Source organism: Methylorubrum thiocyanatum, assembly GCA_014138645.1.
Classification (GTDB): Bacteria; Pseudomonadota; Alphaproteobacteria; order Rhizobiales; family Beijerinckiaceae; genus Methylobacterium; species Methylobacterium thiocyanatum.
Map to the genome: position 1 here is coordinate 158,818 of JACJIB010000001.1, position 26,016 is coordinate 184,833.

The following is a 26,016-nucleotide window of genomic DNA, read 5'->3' on the forward strand; positions in this document are numbered from 1 at the left end:
CGCGGCGGACGCGCAGCGTCAGCGCAGCAGGTTGGTCTTGGCCAGATCGAGGATCGCGTCGCCGCGGCCGTTCATCACCGCCTGGAGTGCGTAGAGGCTGAAGCCCTTCACCTGCTCGGCCTGGAGCTTCGGCGGCATCGCCAGCTCCTGGCGGTTGGTCACCACGTCGAGCAGGGCGGGACCGGGATGGGCCAGCACGTCGCGGATCGCGCCTTCGAGATCGCCCGGATCCTCCACCCGGCGGGCATGGATGCCGATGGCGTTGGACATGGCGGCGAAATCCGGGTTCTCGAGCATGACGCCGGTCTCGAGATAGCCCGCGGCCTTCATCTCCAGCTCGACGAAGCCGAGCGTGCCGTTGTTGAAGATGACCACCTTCACCGGCAGCTTCTCCTGGCGGAGGGTGAGGATGTCGCCCATCAGCATGGCGAAGCCCCCGTCTCCCGAGAGCGAGATGACCTGCCGGCCGGGGCTCGCGGCCTGGATGCCGATGGCGTGGGGCAGGGCGTTGGCCATCGAACCGTGCGCCCAGGAGCCGATCAGGCGCCGACCGGCGGTCATGGTGAGGTAGCGGGCCGCCCAGACCGTCGGCGTGCCGACATCGGCCGTGAACACCGCGTCGTCGTGCGCCGCCGCGCTGAGGAGCCGGGTGAGGTATTGCGGGTGGATCGGCTTGCGCCCCGGCCTGCCGGTGGCGAGGTCGTCGAGGTCTTCCCGGGCCTTGGCGTAATGCTTGAGGCTGGCCTCCAGATGGCGCGCGCTGTCGTTGCCGGTCAGCCGCGGCAGCAGCGCCTCGATCGTCGCGGCGACATCGCCGACGAGGCCGAGTTCGAGCCGGCAGCGCTTGCCCAGATTCTCCGGGCGCAGATCGACCTGCGCGATCTTGGCGTGCTCGGGGTAGAACTGGCGGTAGGGAAAATCGGTGCCGAGCATCAGCAGGGTCTCGCAGGCTTCCATCGCCGCGTAGCCCGAGGAGAACCCGATCAGGCCGGTCATGCCGACATCGTAGGGGTTGTCGTGCTCGACATGCTCCTTGCCGCCGAGCGCGTGGACGATCGGGCTCCTGAGCCGCTCGGCCAGCCGCATCAGCGGCGCATGCGCCCCGGCGCAGCCGCGCCCGCACAGCAGGGTAATCTTTGTGGAGTTGTTGAGGAGACCAGCGAGGCGGTCGAGTTCGTCGGCCGGCGGCACGGTGACGGGCGCGCGCGGGCGCAGGGTCGCGGGGGCGGCGAGCGCGCGCTTGGGCGCCTCCTTCAGCGCGACCGTGCCGGGAATGACCACCACGGCGACGCCGCGCTTGCCCACGGCCGTGCGGATCGCGGATTCGAGGACGTTGGGCAGCTGCTCCGGGTCCGAGACCATCTCGCAGAAATGGCTGCAATCGCGGAACAGCTCCTCGGGCCGCGTCGCCTGGAAGTAGTTGAGGCCGATCTCGCTCGACGGGATGTGGGCGGCGATCGCCAGAACCGGCGTGCGGGTGCGGTGGGCGTCGAACAGGCCGTTGATGAGGTGGAGGTTGCCCGGTCCGCAGGAGCCGGCGCAGACCGCGAGTTCGCCGGTCACCTGCGCCTCACCCGCGGCGGCGAAGGCGGCGACCTCCTCGTGGCGGACATGCACCCAGTCGATCACGCCGCGGCTGCGGATCGCTTCCGTGATCCCGTTCAGGCTGTCGCCGACGAGGCCGTAGACCCGGCGCACGCCCGCCTGTTGGAGCGTCTCGACCACAAGATCCGATACGTTGCGGGTTGCCATGCGCCATCTCCGAACAGGACCGCCGAGGGCGGTGATGGCGGGCCAACGTCACACACAAGCGAAGGTTCGAGCGACCGGAAGATTTTGTGATTACTGCATAATTTCGCATGCCAACGCTGTGCGCGCCGGCATGATTGTCCCTTTATCAGCAAGAACTGGATGGTGTCCGGTCCTTCGCGCCGCACAGTGCGATCCTGAAACGAGAAGGGCCGGCCGATGCGATCGGCCGGCCCTTTGGAGAGGCGTCGCGCCTCAGGTGTTCATCGAGTCGAAGAAGTCGCTGTTGCTCTTGGTCTGGCGCAGCTTGTCCATGAGGAACTCGATCGCGTCGGTGACGCCCATCGGGTTGAGGATGCGGCGGAGGACATAGGTCTTCTTGAGCGAATCCGGCGGCACCAGCAGCTCCTCCTTGCGGGTACCGGAGCGGGTGATGTCGATGGCCGGGAAGATGCGCTTGTCGGAGACCTTGCGGTCGAGAATGATCTCGGAGTTGCCGGTGCCCTTGAACTCCTCGAAGATCACCTCGTCCATGCGCGATCCGGTATCGATCAGCGCGGTGGCGATGATGGTGAGCGAGCCGCCTTCCTCGATGTTGCGGGCCGCGCCGAAGAAGCGCTTGGGCCGCTGCAGGGCGTTGGCGTCGACACCGCCGGTCAGCACCTTGCCGGAGGACGGCACCACGGTGTTGTAGGCGCGGCCCAGCCGGGTGATCGAGTCGAGCAGGATCACCACGTCGCGGCCGTGCTCCACGAGCCGCTTGGCCTTCTCGATCACCATCTCGGCGACCTGCACGTGGCGGGTGGCCGGCTCGTCGAAGGTCGAGGCGATGACCTCGCCCTTCACCGAGCGGATCATGTCGGTCACCTCCTCCGGGCGCTCGTCGATGAGCAGCACGATGAGGTAGCATTCGGGGTGGTTGAGGGTGATCGACTGCGCGATGTTCTGCATCAGCACGGTCTTGCCGGTACGCGGCGGCGCGACGATCAGCGCGCGCTGGCCCTTGCCGATCGGCGAGACGATGTCGATGATGCGGGGGCTGAAATCTTTCTTGGTCGGGTTGTCCAGTTCGAGCTTGAACCGCTTCGTCGGGAACAGCGGCGTCAGGTTGTCGAAGTGGACCTTGTGCTTGATCTTCTCCGGGTTCTCGAAGTTGATCGTGTTGACCTTGATCAGCGCGAAGTAGCGCTCGCCGTCCTTGGGGCCGCGGATCGGGCCCTCCACCGTATCGCCGGTGCGCAGGCCGAAGCGGCGGATCTGGGTCGGCGAAATGTAGATGTCGTCCGGACCCGGGAGGTAGTTCGAGTCGTTCGAGCGCAGGAAGCCGAACCCGTCCTGAAGCACCTCGACCGTGCCGGCACCGATGATCTCGGTCTCGTTGGCCGCGAGCTGCTTGAGGATCGCGAACATCAACTCCTGCTTGCGCATGGTCGAGGCGTTCTCGACCTCGACCTCCTCGGCGAAGGCGATGAGTTCGGTCGGCGATTTGGACTTGAGGTCCTGGAGCTTCACCTCTCGCCGGGCGGCGAGGTCGGCCGGCGCGACGGCGGCTTCGGCCGGAGCTTCGACGGGGGCGAGAGCGTCGTTCTGTGACGTCATGTGGGGAGATGCAACCAACGAAGGGCGGGAAGAAGTCGGCCGGTTCGGGAGCAGGGCCAGGCGCCGGGGAAGCGCCCCGGGGTCGGTAGCCGTCGCGGGCGCGCGGCCCGGCCCACGCATCGGTTCCGCTGGGCCGGATAGACCTCGGAATGCGACACGGCTGCAATGGGAGAGCATGGTTCCGTAGCGCGTTTCGTTCCGCGGCTCAAGACCCCGCCCGCCGATTTCCACCTCAGGTTCCGCTGAACCCGCGCTCGGAGGGGCTGCGCCCTTCGGCGAACTCGGAGCTATCGCCGCCGCAGGCGCACGTAGAGGGCGCCGGCACCGCCGTGATGGCGCGCCGCTTCCTCGAAGCCGATCACGAGGCCGCGCAGTTCCGGCCCTCTCAGCCAGTGCGGCACGCTGCGCCGGAGCACGCCGCGCTCGGCGAAGCCGCCGCGGTCCTGACCGCCGAAGCTCTCACCGCCCTTGCCGGTCACCACGAGGACGCGGGCATGCCCCGCCGCGCGGGCGCGCAGCAGGAAGCCGACCAGGGCGGCGTGCGCCTCCGCCTGATACAGGCCGTGCAGGTCGATGCGCGCATCGATCGAAAGCGTGCCCCGTTCCAGCCCGCGCCGCTCGCGCCGTTCCAGCCCCGGCGCGCCCGGTGGGGGCGGGGCGGCGACCTGCACCGGCGCGGCGGTCGCGCGGGCCGTCGCACGGGCGATCTCGGGGGCGAGGTCGCCGAGCTTGAGCGGCTTGGTCGCCGGGCGCGGCAGCGGCATCGCCGGGCCCGGCCGGGCCGGAGGAGGGGCGGCGGGTTTGGCGGGGGGGCGCGCGATGGATTTGGCGGCCGGCTTCGCGGCCGGTTTCGCGATCGCCTTCGAGGCCCCCTTTGCCGCGGGACGCGCCGTCGGCGGCGCAGGGACCGGAAGCGCCGGCGCAGCGGATCGCTCGGCCTCGGCGGGGGCCGTCTGAGGCTTCCTCGGCCTGGCGCGGCCCCGCAGGGGCGTGATCAGCTTGGCGATCTCACCCCAGAGATGCGCCTCCTCACGCGAGAGCAGGCGCGGGCGCCGCGGCGGCCGCTCCCTCACGGCCGGGCCTCCCCGGCTTTGGCCTCCGGCGCGGACGCGTCCTTCGGGGCCTCGCCCGGAGCGGGCGCGGGCTTGGGGATCAGCACGACGAAGCCCATCCGGTCGTGCAGGTCGCCCGCGGCCCGGCCGGCGGCGGCCCCGGTGCCGACATAGAGGTCGCCCCGCGCCGGCCCGACGATGGCCGAGCCGGTATCGGCGGCCACGACGAGGTGCCCGCGTCCGGGCTGGCCCGGCAGCTTGCCCTCCAGCCAGAACGGCAGGCCGTAGCGCCACAGGTTGCCGTCGACCGCCATGGTGCGGCCGGGGCTCAGGGGGGCGCCCGCCGCGCCGGGCGGGCCGAGGGCCGGGTCGGTCACCGGCTCGGTCCGGAAGAAGATGTAGGACTGGTTCATCCGCATCAGACGGCGGGCATGATCCGGATGGGCCCGCAGCCAGGAGGTCCAGCGCTCCAGGCTCAGGCCGTTGATCGGCAGGTGGCCCTCGTTGACGAGCAGCTTGCCGATCGACGTGTAGGGCTGGCCGTTCTTGCCGTCGTAGAGCACCCGCATGCCGCGCCCGTCCGGCAGGCGCACGCGCCCCGAGCCCTGCACCTGCAGCACGAACAGATCGACGGAATCGCGCAGCCACAGCAGCGGCCGGGTGCGTTCGCCGAGCGCCCCGTCCTCGATCGCCGCGCGGTCGGGATAGGGCACGAGCCCGGTCTCGGTGCGCCGGCCGGCGCGGTAGATCGGATCGAGTCCCGGCGCGGTCTCGCCGGGGGCGAGGCTGACGAGGTCGTCGGGCCGGGCGAGCACCGGGGCGGTGTAGCCGGGGCCCGGCTCCAGCGATCCGGTGAGTTCCGGCTCGAAATAGCCGGTGAGGAAGCCGACCCGGCGCTCCGGCTCCGTTCCGGAGGCCGGGCGCAGGATGCGGTAGGCGGAAAACCGCGCCTCGAAGAATCCTTTTGCCCCCTCCGGCCGGACATCGGCAGCGGCGGAGCAGGCGGCCGCGAGGTCGGCGGGCGAGCCGGTCACGCCCTCGGCCTGGGGCGGGTTGGGGCCGCTCCCGGCGCAGGTGCGGCGGAAGGCGTCGAGGGCGGCGGCCCCGTCATCCTCGCGCCAGCCGGGCAGGGCAGCGAGCGCGACCGGCTCCAGCACCGCGCCGGGCACGCGCGGGGGCTCGGCCGCACGCGGCGAGGCGGCGGGCAGGGCGGCGGGAACGGAAACGGCCGCAGCGGCGAGGACCGCTGCGGCCGGAAGGGAAACACGCGGACGCGGCATTGGGCGCGGCATGACGCGGATCGATCAGCCGCCCGCGTCGGTGGCGACGAGCTGCCAGTTCGGATCGCGCGAGCCGAGCGTGCGGGCGAAGGTCCACACGTCGGGCACCTCGACGCCGGTCTCGGCATTGCCGTCGATCACCTTGCCGTCCGCGTCGCGGGTGGCGGTGATGAGGTTCGAGAGGAAGCGCACGGTGATCTGCGCGGCGCGGTTCTTCACCTCGACCGCGGCGATCTCCGCCTTGTCGATGGAGATGAAGGTGGTCTCGGCCGTCTCGCGGCGCTTCTCGCGCTCGGAGATCGCCCGCTCGAAGCCCTCGCAGACCTCCCGTGAGAGCAGCGCCCGCAGGGTCTTGCGGTCGCCCTTGGCGAAGGCGGTGACGATGGTCTCGTAGGCACCCTTCGCCCCTTCGAGGAAGGCGCGGGGATCGAAGCCGGGCTCGACCTGCACCACCTGCTCCAGGCCGCGGGCGACGGCCGAGTTCGGTTCGGCGATGCCGCGCCAGTCGCGGGTCGCGGTCTGCGTGGCGGTCCCCGCCTGTGCGCCGGCCTGGGCGCGGTCGGCGCCGGGCAGGCGCACCACGTTGTCGCCCTCGCCGCGGCCGGCCGGCGGCTCGGTGCGGTTGCGCTCCACCGGCCGGAACGGCGAGCGCTCGGTGCCGGTCTTCTGGCCGAGGACCGAGCGCAGCCGCCAGATCACGAAGACGGCGAGCGCCAGGAAAATCAGAGTGGTTGCGTCGAAGGAATCCTGCATCACCGATCCGAATCGTGACCGTCGCACACGTGAGTCCGGCGCCCGTGAAGGCCGACCGGACGAGAAGGCCCACCCCGTGATCCCACCCGCCCACTCCGGAAGCGGGCTCCGCTCGGCTCCGGCCATCGGCCGGGGAAGCTTCGCGGTACCGGCTCTTAGCCGAGGGCGGCGCGGGGATCGAGCCGGGAACGGGTGTCTTGAGAGGCGCTCGGGTCTGAGTGTCTCCGCCTGTTCGAAGTGCGTGACCTTATCGTGATATGGGCGCACCTGCGAGGTATTCCAGGCAATTGGATGAGACGAGCCTCCGCGTCCCATTCACGCGCGTTCCCACCGGCGTCCCGACAGGGATGACGCGGAGACGAGAGACCGGTCTTCGCCGCCGCGCCCGAGGGGCCGCCGATTGCTGCGGTTCGGCTTGTTCGCCGGATACGGGCATGGTAGCCGCAGCCCGCGCCGGAGGGGCGCTCTTGCGCGGAACCTCAAGCGCGCAAAGACGACGCAAGAAGGAGAGACGCCATGGCCGACACCGCGGCACCGAACGGCAACGGCGCGCAGGGCCAGGATCTCGCGCCCGCGATCAACGCGCTGGCGCAGTACGCCAAGGATCTCTCCTTCGAGAACCCGAACGCGCCGCGCTCCCTGCAGCCGCAGGAGGGCGGGCCCCAGATCAACATCCAGGTCAACGTCAACGCCCAGCAGATCGCCGAGGCCGATTTCGAGGTCGAGCTGACGCTGGAGGGCGACGCCAAGATTCAGAACGAGGTGCTGTTCGCCTTCGAGCTGAAGTATGCCGGCATCTTCCGCATGCGCAACATCCCGCAGGAGCAGATCCACCCGGCGGTGATGATCGAGTGCCCGCGCCTGCTCTTCCCCTTCGCGCGCCAGATCGTCGCCGAAGCGGTGCGCAACGGCGGCTTCCCGCCCCTCTACATCGACCCCATCGATTTCGTCGGCCTCTACCAGCAGAAGATGATGGAGGCCCAGGCCGCCGGCCAGGGCGCGCCGCTCGCCTCCTGAGGCGGCGCTTCACGTCCCTCTTTTTCGAACTGAGTCTCCGAGCAAGACCCCGGTGCCGATGGTGCCGGGGTCTTTTTCGTCACGGGCTGTGCGCGGTCGCGCGGACGCGAGAGCGGCCTTCGGGGTTGAGGCGGGCGGAGCCGCTCGGCTCCGCGGATCGTCCTCTGCATTGCCCCCCGAACCGGGCTGCGCTAGGGGGCCGCCCCGGCCCACCGGCCGGCTCAGCCCCAAGGCTCAGCCCCAAGGACAGCATGGCGCCCACCACCCATCTTGCCTTGATCAACGTCTTCATCGGCGACATCCAGGGCGGGCTCGGGCCGTTCCTCGGCACGTGGCTCGCGCAGATGCGGCAGTGGAGCCCCTCGCAGGTCGGGCTCGTCACCACGCTGGTCGGGGCCGGCACGCTGCTGCTGAGCGGCCCCTTCGGTGCCCTGGTCGACCGGCTCGGACGCCCGCGCCTGCTCATCGTGGTCTCCTGCGCCGCAATCCTCGCCGGCACGCTGCTGCTGATGCCGGCCCATTCCTTCGTGCCGGTGCTGGCGGCGCAGTTCCTGGCCGCGGCCGGCGGCACGCTGCTGCTGCTCGCGGTCACGGCGCTGACGCTCGGCGTCGTCGGCAAGGAGGCGTTCCCGCGCCAGCAGGGGCGCAACCAGGCCTTCAACCATGTCGGCATCCTGATCGCGGCCGGGCTCATCACCCTCGGCACCGCCCATTTCGGGCCCGAGATCGCCTTCTGGGTGCTGGGCGCGATGGCCGCCGCCGCCATTGCCGCGGCTCTGGCGATGCCGGCCAGCGCCTTCAGCCGGCGCCGGGCGGCGGGCTGGAAGGAGGAGGACGAGGCGGAGCCGACCCGCTCCTCCTACGTCCAGGTCTTCACCAACCGGCGGCTCCTCGTGCTCGCCGTGGCGCTCGCCCTGTTCCAGCTCGGCAACGGCGGCATGCTGAGCCTGCTGGGGCAGAAGCTCGTCCACACCGCCGAAAACCCCACCGCCTGGACCGCCCGCTACGTCATGGTGGCCCAGCTCGTGATGGTGCCGGTGGCGCTCGCCGCCGGCTCGCTCGCCGATCGGCGCGGCCGGCGCCAGATCCTCATCGCCGCCTGCCTCGTTCTACCGATCCGGGCGGCGCTCTCGGCCTTCATCGACGACCCGTACTGGCTCATCACGGCGGAAATCCTCGACGGCGTGGCCTCGGGCATCATCGGCGTGGCGGTGCCGGTGGTGGTGGCCGACCTCACCTGGGGCTCGGGCCGCACCCAGACGGCGCTCGGCACCGTCAACGCCGTGCAGGGCGCGGGCGGGGCGCTCTCGGCCTGGTACGGCGGCCTCGCCCAGGGCTGGTTCGGCTGGAGCGGATCGTTCCTGGCGCTGGGCGCGGCGGGCGTCGGGGCGCTCGCCCTGGTCTGGTGGCTCGCCGCCACCACGGAGGAGAGCCGCTCGCAGCGGCGCCGCACCCGGCGCGAGGAGCGCCGCCGCGCCGCGCGCTCCGCCGAGACGCCGGCCTGACCGGCACGGAACAGGCCGGCCCGCCGGCCGTTCACCGGGCGTTTCTCCCCGGCCGCGAGGCGCGCATCATGACCCGATCCCCGGCCCGATCCCCGAATGACGAGACCGGCCGCACGATCCACGCGCACGAGCCCCGCGCCGTGCCCTGGCTCAGCGTCGTGTTCGGCTACGGGCCGATGCTGCCCTTCGTCGCCGGGGCGGTGCTGGTCTGGGTCTTGCGCGGGCCCGCCGCCGAGGCGGTCTTCACCCTCACCCTGCTCTGGGGCTGCGCGATCCTGCTGTTCCTCTCCGGCGTGCGCCGCGGCGTCAGTTTCCGCACCGAGGGCGGGGCGACCTTCGCGCAGATCGCCACGATGCTGAGCCTGTTCCTGCTGGGCTACGGCGCCCTCTTCGCCTTCGCGCTGGGCCGGCCGATGATCGCGCTGGGCCTGCTGATCGCCGGCTTCACCGCGATCACGATCCTCGATCCGATCGCCGCCCGCCGCGGCGAGGCGCCCCTGTTCTTCGAGCGCCTGCGGCCGGCGCAGATCCCGCTGGCGGTGCTGAGCCTCGCCGCGCTCCTGGCCTATCGCTGGGCCACCTGAGCCACGCGGGGCATGACGGCGGGCGAGGCCTTCGCCATAAAGCCGAGCCCGTCACCGCAGACGCTCCTCGATCACCATGCACGTCACCCACGATCCCACAGCTCCGGAATCCGAAAAGATCGGGTTCGACACCTTCCTCGCCGTCGATATCCGGGTCGGTACCGTCGTCTCGGCGGAAGCCTTCCCGGAGGCGCGCAAGCCCGCGATCAAGCTCGTGATCGATTTCGGGCCGGTGATCGGGACCAAGCGCTCCAGCGCGCAGATCACCGAGCATTACAGCCCCGCGGCCCTGATCGGCCGGCAGGTTGCGGCGGTGGTGAACTTCCCCCCGCGCCAGATCGGGAAATTCCTCTCGGAGGTGCTGACCGTCGGCTTTGCCGACAAGGCCGGCGCCGTGGTGCTGTTCGCCCCCGACAAGCCCGTGCCGGACGGCAGCCGACTGTTCTGAGGCGTCCTCGGGTTGCCGCCCCGCCCGCGGCTGCGATAGAGCCCAAGCCACATTCCCGACCCATCCCGCTCGATCGGCGACGACATGGCCAAGGCCGACACCCTCAAACCCCGCCTGCCGCGCGGCTTCCCCGACCGCACCGAGGCCGACCTCCTGGCCCAGGGGCGCATGCTGGACACGATCCGGCAGACCTTCGAACTCTACGGCTTCGAGGCCCTGGAGACGCCGTTCGTCGAGTACACCGAGGCGCTCGGCAAGTTCCTGCCCGATCTCGACCGGCCGAACGAGGGCGTGTTCTCGTTCCAGGACGACGACGAGCAGTGGCTCTCGCTCCGCTACGACCTGACGGCGCCGCTCGCCCGCCACGTGGCCGAGAACTTCGATGCGATTCCGAAGCCCTATCGCAGCTACCGGGCGGGCTACGTCTTCCGCAACGAGAAGCCGGGGCCGGGCCGCTTCCGCCAATTCATGCAGTTCGATGCCGACATCGTCGGGGCGGCTTCCGTCGCGGCGGACGCCGAGACCTGCATGCTGATGGCCGACACGCTGGAGCGGCTCGGGCTCGCCGGCCAGTACGTGGTCAAGGTCAACAACCGCAAGGTGCTCGACGGGGTGATGGAGGCGATCGGCCTCGCCGGGCCCGACAAGGCCGGCCAGCGCCTCACCGTGCTGCGCGCCATCGACAAGCTCGACCGCCTCGGCGCCGACGGCGTGCGCCTGCTGCTCGGCCCCGGTCGCAAGGACGAGAGCGGCGACTTCACCAAGGGCGCCGGCCTTGGCGACGACGCCATCGAGCGCATCCTGGCCTATGTCGGGTTCGAGGCCAGCCCGCATGACGGCGCCGACCGGATGGCGTTCTGGGAAAAGTTCTTCGGCTCCTGGCAGGCCGTCGTCGGCACGTCCGAGACCGGCCGGGAGGGCATCGCCGAACTCCACGCGATCATGCGGCTGTGCGAGGCGGCGGGCTACGGCCACGACCGGGTGCGGGCCGACCCGAGCGTGGTGCGCGGGCTCGAATACTATACCGGCCCGGTCTACGAGGCGGAGCTGACCTTCCCCGTCACCAACGAGGACGGCCAGACCGTACGTTTCGGCTCGGTGGCGGGCGGCGGGCGCTACGACGGGCTCGTTGGCCGCTTCCGCAGCGAGCCGGTGCCGGCGACCGGCTTCTCGATCGGCGTCTCGCGGCTGTTCTCGGCCCTGCGGCTGACCAAGAGCCCGCTGGTCGAGGGCGCAGCCAAGCCCGGTCCCGTTGTCGTGCTGGTCTTGGATCGCGAGAACATCGCAGAATATCAGGCGCTGGTCGCGCGGCTGCGCTCCGAAAACATCCGGGCCGAACTCTACCTGGGTGCCGCCGGGATGAAGGCGCAGATGAAATATGCCGACCGCCGCCGCGCGCCCGTAGTGGTGATCCAGGGCTCGAACGAACGCGAGGCCGGCGAGGTCCAGATCAAGGACCTGATCGAGGGCGCCCGGGCGGCGGAAGCCATCGCCAGCAACGCCGAGTGGAAGGCCGCTCGCCCCGCTCAGGTCTCGGTGCCGGTGGAGCGGATGGTCGAGACGGTCCGCGAGACGCTGGCCCGGCATTTCGGGTGAGACGCCGATCGGGGTGGCGTCTCTCCGGTCGCCTCAAAGGCACGCCTCTCCCCGCCACGCGGGGAGAGGGGAAGTGGCGCCTCCGTCAGAGACGGTGCGTCGTCCGTTCGGTCGGGTTGAAGCCCGGCCGAGGGGCCGCCGCTTGACCGGTTGCTTGGCCCGTCGCCGGACCGCCCTGAGGGCCTCCATGCACGTCCCCCTGCACGTCCCCCTGCGCCTGCGCGCGCTTGACCGCCGCGTCGAGGTTTTCGGGATCGAGCGCCGTCTCGACGAAGGCGCGGCCGCGATGGGTCAGGTCGCGGGCGTAGCGGATGCCCTGGTCGCGCAGGTCGTCGGCATAAGGGCCGAGCGCCCGGTCTTCCTGGCGGGTGCGCGGCAGCAGCGCGCCGAGCAGCAGGCCGGCGGCCAGCCCGACCACGCCGACGAGCAGCGGGTTCTCGGTGACGAACTGCTCCGTGGCGGTGCGGCCCTCGTGGAGGCGGCGGGTGCCCCGGTCGGCGAGATCGGCGGCGCGCCGGCGGTGGGTCTCGAAGCGGTCCTCGGCCCAGGAGCGGGCATCCTCGTAGGTTTCGCTCGCGCGCTCGCGGACGGAATCGGCGGCTTCGCTCACCCGGTTCCGCACGTCGGAAGCCTGGTCCGCGGCCTGGTCGCGTAGGGTGCGCACGCCCTCGCGGGCCTGCTCCGTGGTGTCCTGCAGGCCGGCCTGCAGGCGGGCATTGGCCTCGCGGCCCTGCGTGGTCGCCCGGTCGGAAATGTCGTGCAGACTGTGCTCGACGCCGCTCTCGCGCGGCATGCCGGAGCGGCCGGCGATGTTCTCGGGCAGGGTCTCCACGGGCGCGCCGGTGGGCGGTGTGGTGACGGGGCCTTGATGGCTGGGACCTTGGCTCATGATGGACTCCGTTTCCTGGCTAGGCCGTCGGCGCGGGGTGCCGCGCGCGGCCTCGGGTGAGGGTCAGACCTGACGTTCGGGCGGCAGGTCGTGGGGCGGACGCCCGCCCGGGGCGTCGGGATCGTAGGTGCGGTCGGCCCCCGTCACGGTGACGGGCTTGACCTCCACCGGCACCACGGCACGGGAGGTGGGCCGGCGGACGGTGCGCATGCCATTGAGCAGGAGGCCGACGCCCGCCGCGATCAGCAGGACCGGCAGGGGGTTGCGCCGCACCGCCAGCAGGGCGTCGTCGTAGAAGCCGCTATAGGGCGTCTGCCGGGCCGAGCCGAGCATCTCGTCGACGAGGCTCGACGCGTTCAGGCGCCCCTGGATCCGGTCGATGGTCTCGTCGAGCCGGGCGCGGCTCTGCTCGATGTCCTTTTCCAGGTCCGAGATCGATTCGCTCATCCCGAAACCCTTTCTGTCAGCGCGCGGGCATCCTGCCGGACCTGCCGCGAGGTCCGGGTCGGAGCGAGGTTGGACAGCGACATCGCCCGGGCACCAATGACGCCGAGCACCACCGCGACGAGCAGCATGCCGCCGCCGACGAGAAGCGCCGCAAGCCATTCGGAGCCGACCAGCGTCGCCACGAACTTCACCAGCGCGCCGATCAGCACCAGCATCGCCGTGACCGCGAACACCGCGGCCAGCACCATCATCGCGAGACCGATGAACAACGAGCGGACGTTGTTCGTCATCTCGGTGCGGAAGAGGGCGATCTCCTTGCTGGCAAGCTCGCTGGCCTCGCGCAGGGCGTCGGCGACGAGGGTCTGGATCGAGGAGGAGGGCGGCGGAGGAGGGGGGGGATTGGGGCTTGCCATGGTCCGTCCCCTCAGGCCCGGTAGCGGTCGTGACGGAGGCCGTGGGACAGGCCCGTCTCCGTGTTGCCCGACGCCTTGACGAAGCGCGACAGCAGGAAGCCGGCGGCGAAGGCGCCGACCGCCACCGTCACCGGGGAACGGCGGGCATAGGCCTCCGCCTCGCGGTAGAAGTCGTCGAGGCTGCGCCGCTCGATCGAGCCGGCGAGATCGTCGAGCCCCTCCGCCGCGCTGTCGAAGAAGGCGCGGATGTTCGGGCGGTCGTCGAAGGTCTTGCCGGAATCGCGCAGGGACTTGGCGAGGTCCGAGACGGAGCGGGCGGCTTCGCCCTTGCGGTCGTCGACGTAGGAGAGGGCCTGCTGGCGCGCCGCCGCGGCGAGTCCCTTGCTGCGCTCGGCCGCGAGGCTCGCGGTGTCCTCCACGTCGTGGCGCAGATCCTCCAGGTCGGCCTTGGTCTCGGCCGGCTTGGCGCCACCGATGGGATCTGGGGACGCGGACGAGGTCATGGGCGTGTCTCCGGGCAAGGTCGTTGGGGTCAAGACCACTGGATCGGTGCGGATGCGCTTCGATCGCGTGATGAACTCGGCCGGAGAACCATTGGCTGCCTCGCGGGGTTCCGTTTCTCGAAAGCCTTCCGAATGGCGGCTGCCGGCTGGAGGGGGTTCGAACGCAAGAAGAAAATGCGAAGAACGTGCGAGGAGGCCCCGACGCGCCCATGTTGCTCCCGTGGTGATGCCCCCGGCGATCGCGCGCTCCGACCGGATGTCCGCTCAGAGACGGATGTCAGCGCCCGTTCAGCTTGGGCCTTGCATGGTGGCGGCGGCTCTGCTGCACTGCGGGGAACGCGGGAAGGCACGGGGGCCGGGCGGACGGATGCGGGGTGGGACAGCGGTGACATCGTCGGGCCGCCTGCTTGACCCGCAGGGGTTGATGCGCTTGGCTGCCGCCCGACGGATCGCGCTCCGCTTCCGCGCGTTTTCCCCCAGACGCAAGACCCTTAGGCCGGCGCGCCCTGCGTGCCGGCCCCAGCGAGGACCGGAGCCGGGTTCGTGGCACGTCTGATCATTGTCTCCAACCGTGTCGCCGTGCCCGCAGAGGGCAAGGATGCGGTCTCCGCAGGGGGACTCGCCGTCGCGGTCAAGGAAGCCTTCTCCGCCTACGAAGGGCTGTGGTTCGGCTGGAGCGGCAATATCCGCGACAACCCGAGCCCCGAGCCCGAGCTGATCGACCGCGGGCCGATCCAGTACGCGGTTCTCGACCTCTCGCCGCAGGACCACCGCGAATACTATGCCGGCTTCGCCAACCGGGCGCTGTGGCCGATCATGCATTACCGGATCGGGCTGGGGACCTTCTCCCGCTCCGATTATGCCGGCTACCAGCGCGTCAACCAGACCTTTGCCCAAGCGCTCGCCAAGCTGGTCGAGCCCGACGACCTGATCTGGGTGCACGACTACCATCTGCTGCCGCTGGCGAGCGAGCTGCGCGGCCAGGGCATCGCCAACCCGATCGGCTACTTCCACCACATTCCGTGGCCGGCCGCCGACGTGTTCAACACCCTGCCCGCCAGCGGCGAGCTGCTGCGCGCCATGGCCGATTACGACCTGATCGGCCTGCAGACCGATTCCGACGTCCAGAACCTCTCGCGCAACTTCATCGACACGATGCGGGCGATCCCCCTCGGCGGCGGCTCGATGATGGTGGACGGGCGCCGCACCCGGATCCGCGCTTTCCCCATCGGCATCGATGTCGCCAGCTTCAAGGACGCCGCCGACAAGGCCGGCTCCAACAAGGTGGTCCGCGAGACCATGGCGGGCCTGCGCACCCGAAAGTTGCTGATCGGCGTCGACCGGCTCGACTACTCGAAGGGCGTGCCGGAGCGGATGGAGGCGGTGGACCGCTTCTTCGCCTCGAACCCGGACCAGCGCGGCAACGTCGTCTACATCCAGATCACCCCGAAATCCCGCAGCGAGGTGCCGGAATACGAGCAGCTCTCCCGCGAGGTGAACGAGAAGGTCGGCGACATCAACGGCATGCTCGGCGAGCCGGCCTGGACGCCGATCCAGTATGTCACCAAGGCCTATCCGCGGCCCGTGCTCGCCGGCCTCTACCGCGCGGCCCGCGTCGGCCTCGTCACGCCGATGCGCGACGGCATGAATCTGGTGGCCAAGGAATATATCGTTGCCCAGAGCGAGGAGGATCCCGGCGTCCTCGTGCTGTCGAAGTTCGCCGGCGCCGCCCGGCAGCTCCCCGAAGCGCTGCTCGTCAACCCCTACGATCGCTTCGAGGTCGCCGAGGCGATCCGGCAGGCGCTCTACATGCCCCGCGGCGAGCGCTTGGAGCGCTGGAAGCCGATGGCCGAGCGCATGCTGCGCGAGGACGTCGACTGGTGGGCGCGCAACTTCATGGCGGAGCTGGAGACCTTCCGCACCGTCGAGCGCGAGCCGCCGACCACGGCAGCGGCGGCGGAGTAGTCTTCGCCCGGGCGACGAATCGGCCTAAGTCGAAGCGTGGCCTCGTTTTCAAGGCCACGCTTCACGAAGGACCGGAATGATCGTCATCGAGGAGGGCCTGCCGACGCCGCTCGGCGCGCATTTCGACGGCCGCGGCGTCAACTTCGCCCTCTTCTCGCAGAACGCGACCCGGGTCGATCTCTGCCTGTTCGAGCCCGGCGCGCGGCACGAATCGCGCACGATCCGTCTGCCCTGCCGGACCGACGACGTCTTCCACGGCTACCTGCACGGCCTGCTGCCGGGTCAGCTCTACGGCTTCCGGGTGTTCGGCCCCTGGGATCCGGCCGCCGGCCATCGCTTCAACCCGGCCAAGCTCGTCCTCGACCCCTATGCCCGCGAGATCGCCGGCCGCATCCGCTGGCACGACGCGCTCTACAGCCACCGTCGCGGCAGTGCCCGCGAGGATCAGATCGACCGGCGCGACAGCGCCCCCTTCCTGCCCCGCGGCGTGGTCACCCGCCCCGAGACGCCGGATGCTTTTCCCCTGCCGGCGCCCCGCCCGCTCCACGAGACGGTGATCTACGAGGCCCACGTCAAGGCGCTGACCATGACGCATCCGGCGCTCTCGGAGGCTGAGCGCGGCACCGCTCTCGGACTCGCCCACCCGGCGATCATCGAGCACCTGTTGAAGCTCGGCGTCACCGCCCTCGAACTCCTGCCGATCCAGGCCTTTGCCGACGACCGCTTCCTCGTCGACAAGGGGCTCGTCAATTTCTGGGGCTACCAGCCCTACAACTACTTCGCGCCGGAGCCGCGCTATCTCGGCGAGGGCGGGGCGAGCGGACTGCGCTTCGCCATCCGCGAACTCGCCTCGGCCGGCATCGAGACCCTGATCGACGTCGTCTACAATCACACGGCCGAGGGCGACCATCTCGGGCCGACGCTGTCCTTCCGCGGCATCGACAATGCGAGCTACTACAAGCTCGACCCGGAAAACCCGCGCCGCAACATCGATTGTACCGGCTGCGGCAACACCCTGAACGTCGCCCATCCGCGGGTGATGCGGATGGTGCTCGACTCCTTGCGCCATTGGGTGATTGCCTATGGTGTCGCGGGCTTCCGCTTCGATCTCGCTACAAGCCTCGGCCGCGCCCCAAGCGACTTCTCCCCCCAGGCCGCTTTCTTCCAGGCGGTGCAGCAGGATCCCGTCCTGTCGCGGGTCAAGCTCATCGCCGAGCCCTGGGATATCGGCATGGGCGGCTACCAGCTCGGCGCCTACCCCTACGGCTGGAGCGAATGGAACGACCAGTTCCGCGACAACCTGCGCGGCTTCTGGCGCGGCGATGCCGGCACGCTCGCCAAGCTCACGCAGGGCATCTCGGGCTCCCGCGAGATCTTCCTGCCGTCGGGCCGCTCGCCGCTCGCCAGCATCAACTTCGTCGCCTCGCACGACGGCTTCACCCTGGCCGACGTCGTCGCCTACGCGGAGAAGCACAACGAGGCCAACGGCGAGGAGAACCGCGACGGCCATGGCCATAACCTCTCGGCCAATTACGGCATCGAGGGCCCGACCGATGATCCTCGCATCCTCAGCCTTCGCGCCCGCCAGAAGCGCAACATGCTGGCCTGCGTGTTCTTCGCCCAGGGCGTGCCGATGCTGCTGATGGGCGACGAGCGCTCGCGTTCGCAAGGGGGCAACAACAACGCCTATTGCCAGGACAACGCCCTGAGCTGGATGGATTGGGAGAGCGATCCCGATCCGAAGCTGACCGAGTTCGTCGCGAACCTTGCCGCCCTGCGCCGGGTCTGCCGCTCCCTGCGGCGGCGGCACTTCCTCGTCGGCAGCCGCGTCGGCGAAACCGAGCTGAAGGACGTGCACTGGCTCTCCCCCGACGGCACCGAGATGGACGAGGCCGCCTGGGGCGACGGCGAGCGCCGTGCCTTCGGCATGCAGATGAGCAACGACATCGAGGGCTCGGAGCGCGTCCTCATCCTTATGAACGCAGCGCCCGAACCTTGCCCCTTCGCCCTGCCGCCCGATCTCGGCGGCCCCTGGCGCCCGGTCTTCGACACCACCCTCGACACCGGCGCGGTGCCCGACGGGACCCGCGCTCCGGTCCGGGCCGGCGGCATCGTCGATCTGCCGGAGCGGGCGGTGCTGGTGCTGAAGTCGCCCCCCATCCTCGATTGAGGGGCTTCTCAACGATCCGTCCGGGAAATGTGCCGCGCACCGCGGCTCCGCCTATCTTACGGCATCGGCGCAAGGCATCAGCCGGAGCGCGGCACGCGACCGGCGTTCCATCGTCGCCCTATGGCCCGCCGGGAGACGGTGCCTGATACGGATCTTGACTATTATGCTGTTCGAGGAAGATGTCGCGATCGATGACGTGTTCGGGTTCCAACCCGGCTTCCCCGAAGACGCGGATGAAATCGTTCCCGAGAAGCGAACGACACTCCATCATTGCCGCGTGCTGGGTTCGATTCATCTCTGCTAGGAAGTCGTCTTCGTCGATCTGGTGCTGATCGAGAAGGGCGGCGAGGTGCGACTGCTCCTCCCATAGCCGGCTTCTGATTGCGAGGAGATCCTCGAAGGTCTTCTGGCTGACCCTGACGCCAGGCGCCGCCTCGATCAGCGCGCGAAGTTCGGCAACTCGCGCCGGATGGTAAACGTCCAACATTGTGTCCGTCTCCGATGCTGCCGGATCGGCTTTCAAGCCATGGGCGCCGATCCGGAATTCCAGATACGTGCCGGCCGTTCTGCCTGCATCCAGCGGCCGGTCGGTGCCGCCGTTGGAACCATAGCAAGAACTGAACGACGGATGCTGCCTGTTCTTTCCATAAGTGCCGTAGGTAAAAACTGACAAAGCGTAACCGCGTGCTTTGGTTACCAAGACGTTGGCCGGACCGAGGATCCAGTTCGCCGCCTGGTGGCAGACACCCGTTACTCCATAGATGAGGCCCGTCGTCGAATCCGGTCTCGAAAGGCAGTCTGCAATCGATGAGTCTCCTTGCCCGCTGCAGATTTCGCGGCCTCCCTGATGGCGACCGAAGCAGCCCCATCTGAGCCCGCAGGAACTGGCGACATAGGTGTGATCCCATTGCCTCGCATTTTGGGCCGGCATGGCGCGACCATAGAGAACCGCGCCCGGCTGACCCGCCATATCGGACTTCCTCGCCCAGGAGCTTCTGCTCTTGCAATCCGGGACGCAAGCTAAGCTGCAACTTATGCAGTTAAAAGTTGTCGATTTGGCGTGTGAGATGCAGGTCGGACCGAGGCGCATCGTCGCGACAGGCAACGGGGCGGAAAATCAACCGATGACCTCGGCTTCCTCGGCCCTCCGTGGCATCGTGCGGCCCGGATCAAGACAGGCAAAGGGATAGTATCGATGCAGGTGGAGAGCGGCGGCGCGGCGCGGGTGACGGTGGTGGATCACCCCCTCGTCCAGCACAAGCTGACGATGATGCGCGACGGCGAGCGCTCGACCAAGGGGTTCCGCGAACTCCTCAACGAGATCGGCATGCTGCTCGCCTACGAGGTGACCCGCGACCTGCCGCTCGAACCCGTCACCATCCAGACGCCGCTCCAGCCCATGGAGGGGCGCCGGATCGCCGGCAAGAAGCTGGTGCTCGCCCCGATCCTGCGGGCCGGCGTCGGCTTCCTCGACGGCATGCTCTCGCTGATGCCCTCGGCCCGCGTCGCCCATATCGGGCTCTACCGCGACCCCGACACGCTTCAGGCGGTGGAATACTATTTCAAGAGCCCGTCGGATCTGGCCGACCGCACGGTGCTGGTGCTCGACCCCATGCTCGCCACCGCCAATTCCGCGGTGGCGGCGGTGGAGCGGCTCAAGAGCCGGGGCGCGAAGGATCTCCGCTTCGTCTGCCTGCTCGCCGCGCCGGAAGGCATCGCCCGCTTCCAAGAGGCGCATCCCGACGTCCCGGTCTGGACCGCGGCGATCGACAGCCACCTCAACGATCACGGCTACATCGTGCCGGGCCTCGGCGATGCGGGGGACCGGATGTACGGCACGCGCTGATTCTCTCTGGATCGATAGGTTCGCGCTTCGTCATGCCGAAGATCATTCACGGCTCGACGCGCCCCGTCCCGTGCGCCATGTGACCCGCATCGCGAGCGATGAACCCGCCGCGTGAGCCCCGAGGAGGCCCCATGCCCACGAACCTGCCCGAGACCATGCGCCAGATCCGCTTCACCGGCGCGGGCGGGCCTGAGGTCATCGCGGTCGAGACCGTGCCGCTGCCCAAGCCCGCGGCCGGGCAGGTGCTGGTCGAGGTGGTCGCGGCAGGCGTCAACCGGCCCGACATCATGCAGCGCCAGGGCAGCTACCCGCCGCCGAAGGGCGCGACCGAAATCCCCGGCCTGGAGATCGCCGGCCGCATCGCCGCGCTGGGTGAGGGCGTGACGGGATTTTCCGAAGGAGACGAGGTCTGCGCGCTGGTCATCAGCGGCGGCTATGCCGAGTTCGCCGTCGCCGAGGCCGGGCAGGTGCTCAAGCGGCCGGAGCCGCTCTCCCTGGTCGAGGCGGCGGGGCTGCCCGAGACCACCTTCACCGTCTATTCCACGGTGATCCAGCGCGGGCGGCTGAAGAAGGGTGAGACCTTCCTCGTCCATGGCGGATCGAGCGGGATCGGCACCACCGCGATCCAGATCGCCAAGCAGCACGGCGCCCGCGTTCTCACCACCGCCGGCTCCGCCGAGAAGTGCCGCTTCTGCGAGGAACTGGGAGCGGATGCCGCGATCAACTACCGCGAGTCGGATTTCGCCGAGGAGGTGAAGCGCCTCACCGACGGCCGCGGCGTCGACGTGATCCTGGACATGGTGGGTGCGGCCTATCTGCAGAAGAACATCGCCTCGCTGGCGGTGGAAGGGCGCCTCGTCCAGATCGCCTTCATGCAGGGCTACAAGGCCGAGAACCTGACGCTGACCCCGATCATGCTCAAGCGCCTGACCCTCACCGGCGCGACCCTGCGGGCTCAGGCCAAGGAGGCCAAGGCCGCCATCGCCGAGGGGCTGAAGCGGGATGTCTGGCCGCTGGTCGAAGCAGGCAAGATCCGGCCGATCGTCCACGCCACCTTCCCCCTGGAGGAGGCGCGCAAGGCCCATGAGCTGATGGAGACGAGCAGCCATTCGGGCAAGATCCTGCTCACGACCGGCCGCTAGCCTTCCGTTGCTGCACCCTGTCTGTCTCGAAAGCCGGAGACGACATTCGGGATGCGGCGCTCAAGGCGCAGCTTGCCTCAGGAACCCTCGAAGCCGGACCGGCGTTGGCCAAGCATAACCGATGCTGACGCCGCCCCTTTCGCCGGGCGGAAGAGAGGGAATTTCATGGCCCAGATCGAGAACCAAACCGATGCCCGCCAGGGCGCGAAGGGCAAGCCGGTCCTCTACGTGCTGGTGGCGAGCCTCGTGCTGCTGGCGGTCGCCACGGTCGGCCTCCTGAGCTGGAACCGGGCGGAGACCACCTCCGACTACGCCGGCAAGAGCCAGGAATCCGCCCGCGAGATGACGACGGGTTCCGTCAACAAGGCCCCGTCCTCCAACAGCGGCAACGTGCCGGCCGAGAACCCGGCCTATCCGCAGCCGGCGCAGAAGTCGGCCCAGTAAGGTCCGGCGCCCGGACCCACGAAAAAGCCGCCCGAGACTGTGTCTCGGGCGGCTTTTCTTTTGAGGCCGGAGGCCCGTGTTCAGCGCGTGGGGATCGGCGTCTCGCCGCGATAATCGTAGAAGCCGCGCTTGGTCTTGCGGCCGAGCCAGCCGGCCTCGACGTACTTCACCAGCAGCGGGCAGGGGCGGTACTTCGAATCGGCCAGCCCCTCGTAGAGAACCTGCATCACCGACAGGCAGGTATCGAGGCCGATGAAGTCGGCGAGCTGGAGCGGCCCCATCGGGTGGTTGGCGCCGAGCCGCATCGCGGTGTCGATCGACTCGACCGAGCCCACGCCCTCGTAGAGGGTGTAGATCGCCTCGTTGATCATCGGCAGCAGGATGCGGTTGACGATGAAGGCCGGGAAATCCTCCGACATGGTCGAGGTCTTGCCGAGCCGGGCGATGAAGGCCTTGGCCGATTCGTAGGTCGGATCCTCGGTGGCGATGCCGCGGATCAGCTCGACGAGCTGCATCACCGGCACCGGGTTCATGAAGTGGATGCCGATGAAGCGGTCCGGCCGATCGGTCGAAGCCGCGAGCCGGGTGATCGAGATCGAGGAGGTGTTGGTCGCGACCAACGCGTCGGGCTTGAGCGAGGGGCAGAGCGCCTGGAAGATCTTGCGCTTGGTCGCCTCGTCCTCGGTCGCGGCCTCGATGACGAGGTCGCAGGGCGCGAGGTCGTCGTAGCTGCGCGCGGCGGCGATGCGCGCCAGGGCGCTGCGGCGCTGCTCGTCGCTGAGCGAGCCCTTCTGGACCTGCCGCGTGAGGTTTGCATCGATCAGCGCGAGACCAGCCTCGATCCGGTCGGGATCGCGGTCGTTCAGCCGGACGTCGAGGCCCGACGCCGCGCAGACATGCGCGATGCCGTTCCCCATCTGGCCGGCACCGACGATGCCGACCGTCTTGATCTCGATGCCCATACCCGTCTCGCGTCCTACCTGCTGCGGCATCGTCCTCTCGACCGCACCCCTAGAATGCGGCACTGCAACAAATGCGTCAAACCGGTCTCAAGCCGCAGGCACCTGAGCCGGTTCGACGGTGCCGCGAGGCGCGTGACCGAACCGCTTACCGATCCCGCTTACCGATCCTTGGCCTTGGCGATCTCGGCCTGCAAGTCCGGAACGACCTGGAACAGGTCGCCGACCAGCCCGTAATCCGCCACCTGGAAGATCGGCGCGTCCTCGTCCTTGTTCACGGCGACGATGATCTTCGAGTCCTTCATGCCGGCCAGGTGCTGGATCGCGCCGGAGATGCCGACGGCGACGTAGAGGTCGGGCGCCACCACCTTGCCGGTCTGGCCGACCTGCCAGTCGTTGGGGGCGTAGCCCGCATCCACCGCCGCGCGGGAGGCGCCGACCGCGGCGCCGAGGGCGTCGGCCAGCGGCTCGATCAGCTCCTTGAACTTCTCCGCCGAGCCGAGCGAACGGCCGCCGGAGACGATGAACTTGGCGGAGGCCAGCTCCGGCCGGTCGGACTTGGCGATCTCTTCCGACTTGTAGGCGGCGCCGAGCGCGTCGGGTGCCGCCGCCGAGAGGGACTCGACCGGAGCGGCCGCGCCGCCCTCTTCCGCCGGCTTGAAGGCCGCGGTGCGCACGGTGATGACGCGCTTGCCCGCGCCCGCCTGCACCGTCTGGATCGCGTTGCCGGCGTAGATCGGCCGCTCGAAGGTGCCGGGCGCGACCACCTTGATGATGTCGGAGATCTGCGCGACGTCGAGGAGGGCGGCCACGCGCGGCAGGGTGTTCTTGCCCGTCGTCGTGGCGGCGGCGACGATCGCCTCGTAGGGCTCGGCGATCGCGGCGATCAGCGCGGCACTCGGCTCGGCGAGGTCGTGGTCGTAGGTGCCGTCCTCGGCATTCAGCACCTTCTCGACGCCGTCGAGCTTAGCCGCAGCCTCGGCTGCCGCCTTCGAGCCGGAGCCAAGCACCAGGGCGTGGATGGGCGCTCCCAGTTCCTTGGCCGCGGTCAGCGCCTTCAGCGTGCCGTCCTTGATCTGTCCGTTGGCGTGCTCGACGTAGAGGAGCGTGGTCATCGGCGAAACTTCTCAGAAAGAGGGGAGGGGGCGCCGCTCGACCGGATCCGGGAGCGGCGCCGACGGGATCAGAGCACGCCGGCTTCGACCTTGAGCTTCTGCACCAGCTCGGCCGCGGAACCGACTTTGACGCCCGCCTGCCGGCCCGGCGGTTCGGCGACCTTGAGCACGGTCAGCTTCGGCGTGACGTCGATCCCGAGCCCCTCCGGAGACAGCTCCTCCAGCGGCTTCTTCTTCGCCTTCATGATGTTGGGCAGGCTCGCGTAGCGCGGCTCGTTGAGGCGCAGGTCGGTCGTGACGATCGCCGGCAGCTTCAGCGAGACCGTCTGGAGGCCGCCATCGACCTCGCGGGTCACGTCGATCGCGCCCTCGCCGAATTCGAGCTTGAAGGCGAAGGTGCCCTGCGGCCAGCCGAGGAGCGCCGCCAGCATCTGGCCGGTCTGGTTCGAGTCGTCGTCGATCGCCTGCTTGCCGAGGATGACGAGGTTCGGGCTCTCCTTCTCGACCACCGCCTTCAGCACCTTGGCGACGGCGAGCGGCTCGCAGTTCACATCGGTCTTGACCAGGATCGCCCGGTCGGCGCCCATGGCCAGCGCGGTGCGCAGGGTCTCCTGCGCCTGCTGCGGACCGATCGAGACGGCGACGATCTCGGTGACCTTGCCCTTTTCCTTCAGACGGATCGCCTCCTCGACGGCGATCTCGTCGAAGGGGTTCATCGACATCTTGACGTTGGCAAGCTCGACGCCCGACCCGTCGGCCTTGACGCGGATCTTCACGTTGTAATCGACGACCCGCTTGACGGGCACCAGAACCTTCATGGCTGTCGCTTTCCTCCGTTCCTGCGAAGTCCCGGCGTCACTTGGCGGACGGCTCTCGGACCCGCTTGACCGCATTCGATGGGATTGTCAGGGCGGCGGGACCGTAGCGAGGCGATTTCCCGCTTGTCAACGCGCCTTATCGGGGGCGTGACCTGCGGAACTTCAACGGTTCTGGCCCGGCACCCAGAGCACGTCGTCGGCGCCGTCGCGGTTGGCCGCGCGGGAGGCCACGAACAGGAAGTCCGACAGCCGGTTAAGGTATTGCAGGGCTTCGGCCGAGATCGCCTCGCTCTCGACCCCCGACAGGGCGACCACCAGCCGCTCGGCGCGGCGGCAGACGGTGCGGGCGAGGTGGAGCGCGGCGGCTGTGGCCGAGCCGCCGGGCAGGACGAAGGATTTCAGCGGCGGGATGTTGGCGTTGAGCGCATCGATCTCCGCCTCCAGCCGCTGGACCTGGGCGGCGACGACCCGCAGGGGCTCGTAGCCCAGCGGCGTGTCGCTCGGCGGCGTGGCGAGGTCGGCGCCCAGATCGAACAGGTCGTTCTGAATCCGCGCCAGCATGGCATCCAGCGCCGGTTCGGCGGTGAGGCGGGCGAGCCCGATGCAGGCATTGGTCTCGTCGACCGTGCCGTAGGCCTCCACCCGCAGATCCGCCTTAGAGCGACGCTCGCCATTGGCGAGCCCGGTCGTGCCCTGGTCGCCGGTGCGGGTGTAGATGCGGTTGAGCTTGACCAAGGCGTCTCTCCCGCGGGCCCGATGTTCTTCGCAATGAAAGACCCGCCGGGCGATGTTTCGCGCCCGGCGGGTCTTTGCAAGCCGTAAAAGCCTGGCGGGCCGCAAAAGCGGCCCGCGGTCAGAAGGTGTAGCCGAGCTTGCCGCCGAAATTGGTCAGGCCGCGGTTGTCGCCGCACAGGCCGGCATTCGACATGTGCTCGACGGTGGCCATCACGCTCCAATGCTCGTCGATGCGGAAGCCAAGCGCCGCCGCCTCGCGGAACAGCGGGTTGCAGCCCAGAGCATTGAAGCCGTAGGGGGCGTTCGCCTTCAGGCCGGTATAGCCGTTATGGGCGGCGCCGCCGAAGAAGCCTTCGAGGAAGACGCGCCGGCCCAGCGTCTCGGGGAAGAGATCCACGGTCCAGGTGGCGCCGATATAGGCATAGCTGGTGCGGCCGCCGGTGTTGTAGCTGCCGCCTACGGTCGGCCGCGGCACGAAGGCCTGCCAGAATGGATCGGTGGTCACGAGCGGCTTGGCGAACAGGATTTCGCCGTTGACGTTCGCGGTGCTGAAGCCCGGCAGCTTGCCCTCGGCGCTGCCCGGATCCTGAACCGAGCCGCCGATGCGGACCTCGGAGACGATCGAGTAGGGCTGGACGGGAGCGAAGTAGGGCGGCGGTGCGGGGGCCCGGGCGGCGCCGAGATCGGCAGCCTGCGTGGCCGTGACGGCCGAAGCGGCGAGGACGCCGACGAGAATCCGGGCAAGGGGTGACTTCATCGGCGGGCGGTCCGTCCGTTTCAACCCGCCTCGAATATCACGGTGCCCGAAGCGCAGCCCGCGGATTCATCCGGCTTCCACGTTTTTGCCGGTCCGGTGGGGCGCCGACGCCACAGTCGGGCTTGAACTGCAACCACACCGCGCAGGGTTCCGCAGGTCTGACTGAGACGGGCATGGCTGCAATGCAGCGGATGATGCGTCGCACCGGCCGGTATCGCGTTGATCGCGAG

The 26,016-nt window shown here is 69.4% G+C and carries 25 protein-coding genes; 10 read left to right on the forward strand and 15 right to left on the reverse strand.

The genetic code is table 11. The annotated features are described in order from the left end of the window. Positions 1–18 precede the first annotated feature (18 nt). The 5 genes from poxB to HNR51_RS00765 form a co-directional block, all read right to left on the reverse strand. Complete coding sequence (gene poxB, locus HNR51_RS00745) at positions 19–1,752, reverse strand: ubiquinone-dependent pyruvate dehydrogenase (protein ID WP_182553696.1); 1,734 nt, start codon at positions 1,750–1,752, stop codon at positions 19–21. 252 nt (positions 1,753–2,004) lie between these two features. After that, positions 2,005–3,348 (reverse strand): transcription termination factor Rho, encoded by a 1,344-nt coding sequence (gene rho / locus HNR51_RS00750; RefSeq protein WP_012453588.1) that lies wholly within the window; start codon positions 3,346–3,348, stop codon positions 2,005–2,007. A 287-nt stretch (positions 3,349–3,635) separates the two neighbouring features. Beyond that, a complete protein-coding gene (locus tag HNR51_RS00755; protein ID WP_182553697.1) occupies positions 3,636–4,421 on the reverse strand; it encodes a Smr/MutS family protein in 786 nt (261 codons plus the stop codon). Then, positions 4,418–5,680, reverse strand: coding sequence for a murein transglycosylase A (gene mltA / locus HNR51_RS00760; RefSeq protein ID WP_182554003.1), 1,263 nt, complete (start codon positions 5,678–5,680; stop codon positions 4,418–4,420). Before mltA ends, HNR51_RS00755 begins: the two co-directional genes overlap by 4 nt. 24 nt (positions 5,681–5,704) lie before the next feature. Further along, positions 5,705–6,433, reverse strand: a complete 729-nt coding sequence (locus HNR51_RS00765) for a Tim44/TimA family putative adaptor protein (protein ID WP_012453591.1) — start codon at positions 6,431–6,433, stop codon at positions 5,705–5,707. 516 nt (positions 6,434–6,949) lie between these two features. On the opposite strand from HNR51_RS00765, the gene secB reads away from it, so the two are divergent. The 5 genes from secB (at position 6,950) to hisS (ending at position 11,583) form a co-directional block, all read left to right on the forward strand. Continuing rightward, positions 6,950–7,450: a protein-export chaperone SecB gene (gene secB / locus HNR51_RS00770; RefSeq protein ID WP_012453592.1), complete on the forward strand. Its 501-nt coding sequence runs from the start codon at positions 6,950–6,952 to the stop codon at positions 7,448–7,450. Positions 7,451–7,701: 251 nt separating this feature from the next. Further along, the gene (locus HNR51_RS00775) at positions 7,702–8,955 is read left to right on the forward strand and encodes an MFS transporter (protein ID WP_182553698.1); all 1,254 of its coding nucleotides are present in this window, start codon (positions 7,702–7,704) and stop codon (positions 8,953–8,955) included. A 68-nt stretch (positions 8,956–9,023) separates the two neighbouring features. Then, positions 9,024–9,539 (forward strand): DUF3429 domain-containing protein, encoded by a 516-nt coding sequence (locus HNR51_RS00780; RefSeq protein WP_182553699.1) that lies wholly within the window; start codon positions 9,024–9,026, stop codon positions 9,537–9,539. 76 nt (positions 9,540–9,615) lie between these two features. After that, positions 9,616–9,987, forward strand: a complete 372-nt coding sequence (locus tag HNR51_RS00785; RefSeq protein ID WP_182553700.1) for a tRNA-binding protein — start codon at positions 9,616–9,618, stop codon at positions 9,985–9,987. 84 nt (positions 9,988–10,071) lie between these two features. Then, the gene (hisS, locus tag HNR51_RS00790) at positions 10,072–11,583 is read left to right on the forward strand and encodes a histidine--tRNA ligase (protein ID WP_141951067.1); all 1,512 of its coding nucleotides are present in this window, start codon (positions 10,072–10,074) and stop codon (positions 11,581–11,583) included. An 85-nt stretch (positions 11,584–11,668) separates the two neighbouring features. On the opposite strand, the gene HNR51_RS00795 is transcribed toward hisS, so the two are convergent. The 4 genes from HNR51_RS00795 to HNR51_RS00810 all read right to left on the reverse strand — a co-directional run bounded on the left by HNR51_RS00795 (position 11,669) and on the right by HNR51_RS00810 (position 13,835). Next, positions 11,669–12,472, reverse strand: coding sequence for a hypothetical protein (locus tag HNR51_RS00795; protein ID WP_182553701.1), 804 nt, complete (start codon positions 12,470–12,472; stop codon positions 11,669–11,671). Positions 12,473–12,535: 63 nt separating this feature from the next. Continuing rightward, a complete protein-coding gene (locus HNR51_RS00800; protein WP_141951069.1) occupies positions 12,536–12,919 on the reverse strand; it encodes a DUF3618 domain-containing protein in 384 nt (127 codons plus the stop codon). Then, the gene (locus HNR51_RS00805) at positions 12,916–13,332 is read right to left on the reverse strand and encodes a phage holin family protein (RefSeq protein ID WP_012453599.1); all 417 of its coding nucleotides are present in this window, start codon (positions 13,330–13,332) and stop codon (positions 12,916–12,918) included. Before HNR51_RS00805 ends, HNR51_RS00800 begins: the two co-directional genes overlap by 4 nt. A gap of 11 nt (positions 13,333–13,343) precedes the next feature. Further along, entirely contained in the window at positions 13,344–13,835 is a 492-nt protein-coding gene (locus HNR51_RS00810; RefSeq protein WP_182553702.1) for a hypothetical protein, read from the reverse strand. Positions 13,836–14,378: 543 nt separating this feature from the next. Here HNR51_RS00810 and HNR51_RS00815 point away from each other — a divergent pair. Beyond that, positions 14,379–15,800 (forward strand): alpha,alpha-trehalose-phosphate synthase (UDP-forming), encoded by a 1,422-nt coding sequence (locus HNR51_RS00815; RefSeq protein ID WP_012453601.1) that lies wholly within the window; start codon positions 14,379–14,381, stop codon positions 15,798–15,800. 76 nt (positions 15,801–15,876) lie between these two features. Then, positions 15,877–17,970: a glycogen debranching protein GlgX gene (glgX, locus tag HNR51_RS00820; protein ID WP_182553703.1), complete on the forward strand. Its 2,094-nt coding sequence runs from the start codon at positions 15,877–15,879 to the stop codon at positions 17,968–17,970. Between the two features lie 118 nt (positions 17,971–18,088). Here the strand turns inward: glgX and HNR51_RS00825 are convergent, their stop codons facing one another. After that, positions 18,089–18,940 carry a hypothetical protein gene (locus tag HNR51_RS00825; protein ID WP_182553704.1) on the reverse strand — a complete coding sequence of 284 codons (852 nt, stop codon included), beginning with the start codon at positions 18,938–18,940 and terminating at the stop codon, positions 18,089–18,091. Between the two features lie 225 nt (positions 18,941–19,165). On the opposite strand from HNR51_RS00825, the gene upp reads away from it, so the two are divergent. The 3 genes from upp to HNR51_RS00840 all read left to right on the forward strand — a co-directional run bounded on the left by upp (position 19,166) and on the right by HNR51_RS00840 (position 21,402). After that, positions 19,166–19,816, forward strand: a complete 651-nt coding sequence (gene upp, locus HNR51_RS00830; protein ID WP_012453604.1) for a uracil phosphoribosyltransferase — start codon at positions 19,166–19,168, stop codon at positions 19,814–19,816. Positions 19,817–19,947: 131 nt separating this feature from the next. Beyond that, entirely contained in the window at positions 19,948–20,958 is a 1,011-nt protein-coding gene (locus HNR51_RS00835) for an NAD(P)H-quinone oxidoreductase (RefSeq protein WP_182553705.1), read from the forward strand. Between the two features lie 165 nt (positions 20,959–21,123). Beyond that, complete coding sequence (locus HNR51_RS00840) at positions 21,124–21,402, forward strand: hypothetical protein (RefSeq protein ID WP_012453608.1); 279 nt, start codon at positions 21,124–21,126, stop codon at positions 21,400–21,402. A gap of 80 nt (positions 21,403–21,482) precedes the next feature. Here the strand turns inward: HNR51_RS00840 and HNR51_RS00845 are convergent, their stop codons facing one another. The 5 genes from HNR51_RS00845 to HNR51_RS00865 all read right to left on the reverse strand — a co-directional run bounded on the left by HNR51_RS00845 (position 21,483) and on the right by HNR51_RS00865 (position 25,786). After that, on the reverse strand, positions 21,483–22,364 hold the full coding sequence (locus tag HNR51_RS00845; RefSeq protein ID WP_012453609.1) for a 3-hydroxybutyryl-CoA dehydrogenase: 882 nt from the start codon (positions 22,362–22,364) through the stop codon (positions 21,483–21,485). 158 nt (positions 22,365–22,522) lie between these two features. Beyond that, positions 22,523–23,476, reverse strand: a complete 954-nt coding sequence (locus HNR51_RS00850) for an electron transfer flavoprotein subunit alpha/FixB family protein (protein ID WP_182553706.1) — start codon at positions 23,474–23,476, stop codon at positions 22,523–22,525. Positions 23,477–23,544: 68 nt separating this feature from the next. Then, positions 23,545–24,294, reverse strand: coding sequence for an electron transfer flavoprotein subunit beta/FixA family protein (locus tag HNR51_RS00855; protein ID WP_012453611.1), 750 nt, complete (start codon positions 24,292–24,294; stop codon positions 23,545–23,547). 162 nt (positions 24,295–24,456) lie between these two features. Then, the gene (locus tag HNR51_RS00860) at positions 24,457–25,029 is read right to left on the reverse strand and encodes a cob(I)yrinic acid a,c-diamide adenosyltransferase (RefSeq protein WP_012453612.1); all 573 of its coding nucleotides are present in this window, start codon (positions 25,027–25,029) and stop codon (positions 24,457–24,459) included. 118 nt (positions 25,030–25,147) lie between these two features. Beyond that, complete coding sequence (locus HNR51_RS00865) at positions 25,148–25,786, reverse strand: acyloxyacyl hydrolase (RefSeq protein WP_012453613.1); 639 nt, start codon at positions 25,784–25,786, stop codon at positions 25,148–25,150. Positions 25,787–26,016: the final 230 nt, after the last annotated feature.

Excerpts from the sequence above, each read along its gene's own strand:
- HNR51_RS00840 (WP_012453608.1), top strand. The coding sequence starts at position 21,124 with ATGGCCCAGATCGAGAACCAAACCGATGCCCGCCAGGGCGCGAAGGGC.
- HNR51_RS00800 (WP_141951069.1), bottom strand. The coding sequence starts at position 12,919 with ATGAGCGAATCGATCTCGGACCTGGAAAAGGACATCGAGCAGAGCCGC.
- HNR51_RS00810 (WP_182553702.1), bottom strand. The coding sequence starts at position 13,835 with ATGACCTCGTCCGCGTCCCCAGATCCCATCGGTGGCGCCAAGCCGGCC.
- HNR51_RS00775 (WP_182553698.1), top strand. The coding sequence starts at position 7,702 with ATGGCGCCCACCACCCATCTTGCCTTGATCAACGTCTTCATCGGCGAC.
- hisS (WP_141951067.1), top strand. The coding sequence starts at position 10,072 with ATGGCCAAGGCCGACACCCTCAAACCCCGCCTGCCGCGCGGCTTCCCC.
- mltA (WP_182554003.1), bottom strand. The coding sequence starts at position 5,680 with ATGCCGCGTCCGCGTGTTTCCCTTCCGGCCGCAGCGGTCCTCGCCGCT.
- HNR51_RS00785 (WP_182553700.1), top strand. The coding sequence starts at position 9,616 with ATGCACGTCACCCACGATCCCACAGCTCCGGAATCCGAAAAGATCGGG.
- rho (WP_012453588.1), bottom strand. The coding sequence starts at position 3,348 with ATGACGTCACAGAACGACGCTCTCGCCCCCGTCGAAGCTCCGGCCGAA.
- HNR51_RS00845 (WP_012453609.1), bottom strand. The coding sequence starts at position 22,364 with ATGGGCATCGAGATCAAGACGGTCGGCATCGTCGGTGCCGGCCAGATG.
- HNR51_RS00850 (WP_182553706.1), bottom strand. The coding sequence starts at position 23,476 with ATGACCACGCTCCTCTACGTCGAGCACGCCAACGGACAGATCAAGGAC.
- HNR51_RS00805 (WP_012453599.1), bottom strand. The coding sequence starts at position 13,332 with ATGGCAAGCCCCAATCCCCCCCCTCCTCCGCCGCCCTCCTCCTCGATC.
- secB (WP_012453592.1), top strand. The coding sequence starts at position 6,950 with ATGGCCGACACCGCGGCACCGAACGGCAACGGCGCGCAGGGCCAGGAT.
- HNR51_RS00825 (WP_182553704.1), bottom strand. The coding sequence starts at position 18,940 with ATGGCGGGTCAGCCGGGCGCGGTTCTCTATGGTCGCGCCATGCCGGCC.
- HNR51_RS00835 (WP_182553705.1), top strand. The coding sequence starts at position 19,948 with ATGCCCACGAACCTGCCCGAGACCATGCGCCAGATCCGCTTCACCGGC.
- glgX (WP_182553703.1), top strand. The coding sequence starts at position 15,877 with ATGATCGTCATCGAGGAGGGCCTGCCGACGCCGCTCGGCGCGCATTTC.
- upp (WP_012453604.1), top strand. The coding sequence starts at position 19,166 with ATGCAGGTGGAGAGCGGCGGCGCGGCGCGGGTGACGGTGGTGGATCAC.
- HNR51_RS00865 (WP_012453613.1), bottom strand. The coding sequence starts at position 25,786 with ATGAAGTCACCCCTTGCCCGGATTCTCGTCGGCGTCCTCGCCGCTTCG.
- HNR51_RS00765 (WP_012453591.1), bottom strand. The coding sequence starts at position 6,433 with ATGCAGGATTCCTTCGACGCAACCACTCTGATTTTCCTGGCGCTCGCC.
- HNR51_RS00795 (WP_182553701.1), bottom strand. The coding sequence starts at position 12,472 with ATGAGCCAAGGTCCCAGCCATCAAGGCCCCGTCACCACACCGCCCACC.
- poxB (WP_182553696.1), bottom strand. The coding sequence starts at position 1,752 with ATGGCAACCCGCAACGTATCGGATCTTGTGGTCGAGACGCTCCAACAG.
- HNR51_RS00780 (WP_182553699.1), top strand. The coding sequence starts at position 9,024 with ATGACCCGATCCCCGGCCCGATCCCCGAATGACGAGACCGGCCGCACG.
- HNR51_RS00855 (WP_012453611.1), bottom strand. The coding sequence starts at position 24,294 with ATGAAGGTTCTGGTGCCCGTCAAGCGGGTCGTCGATTACAACGTGAAG.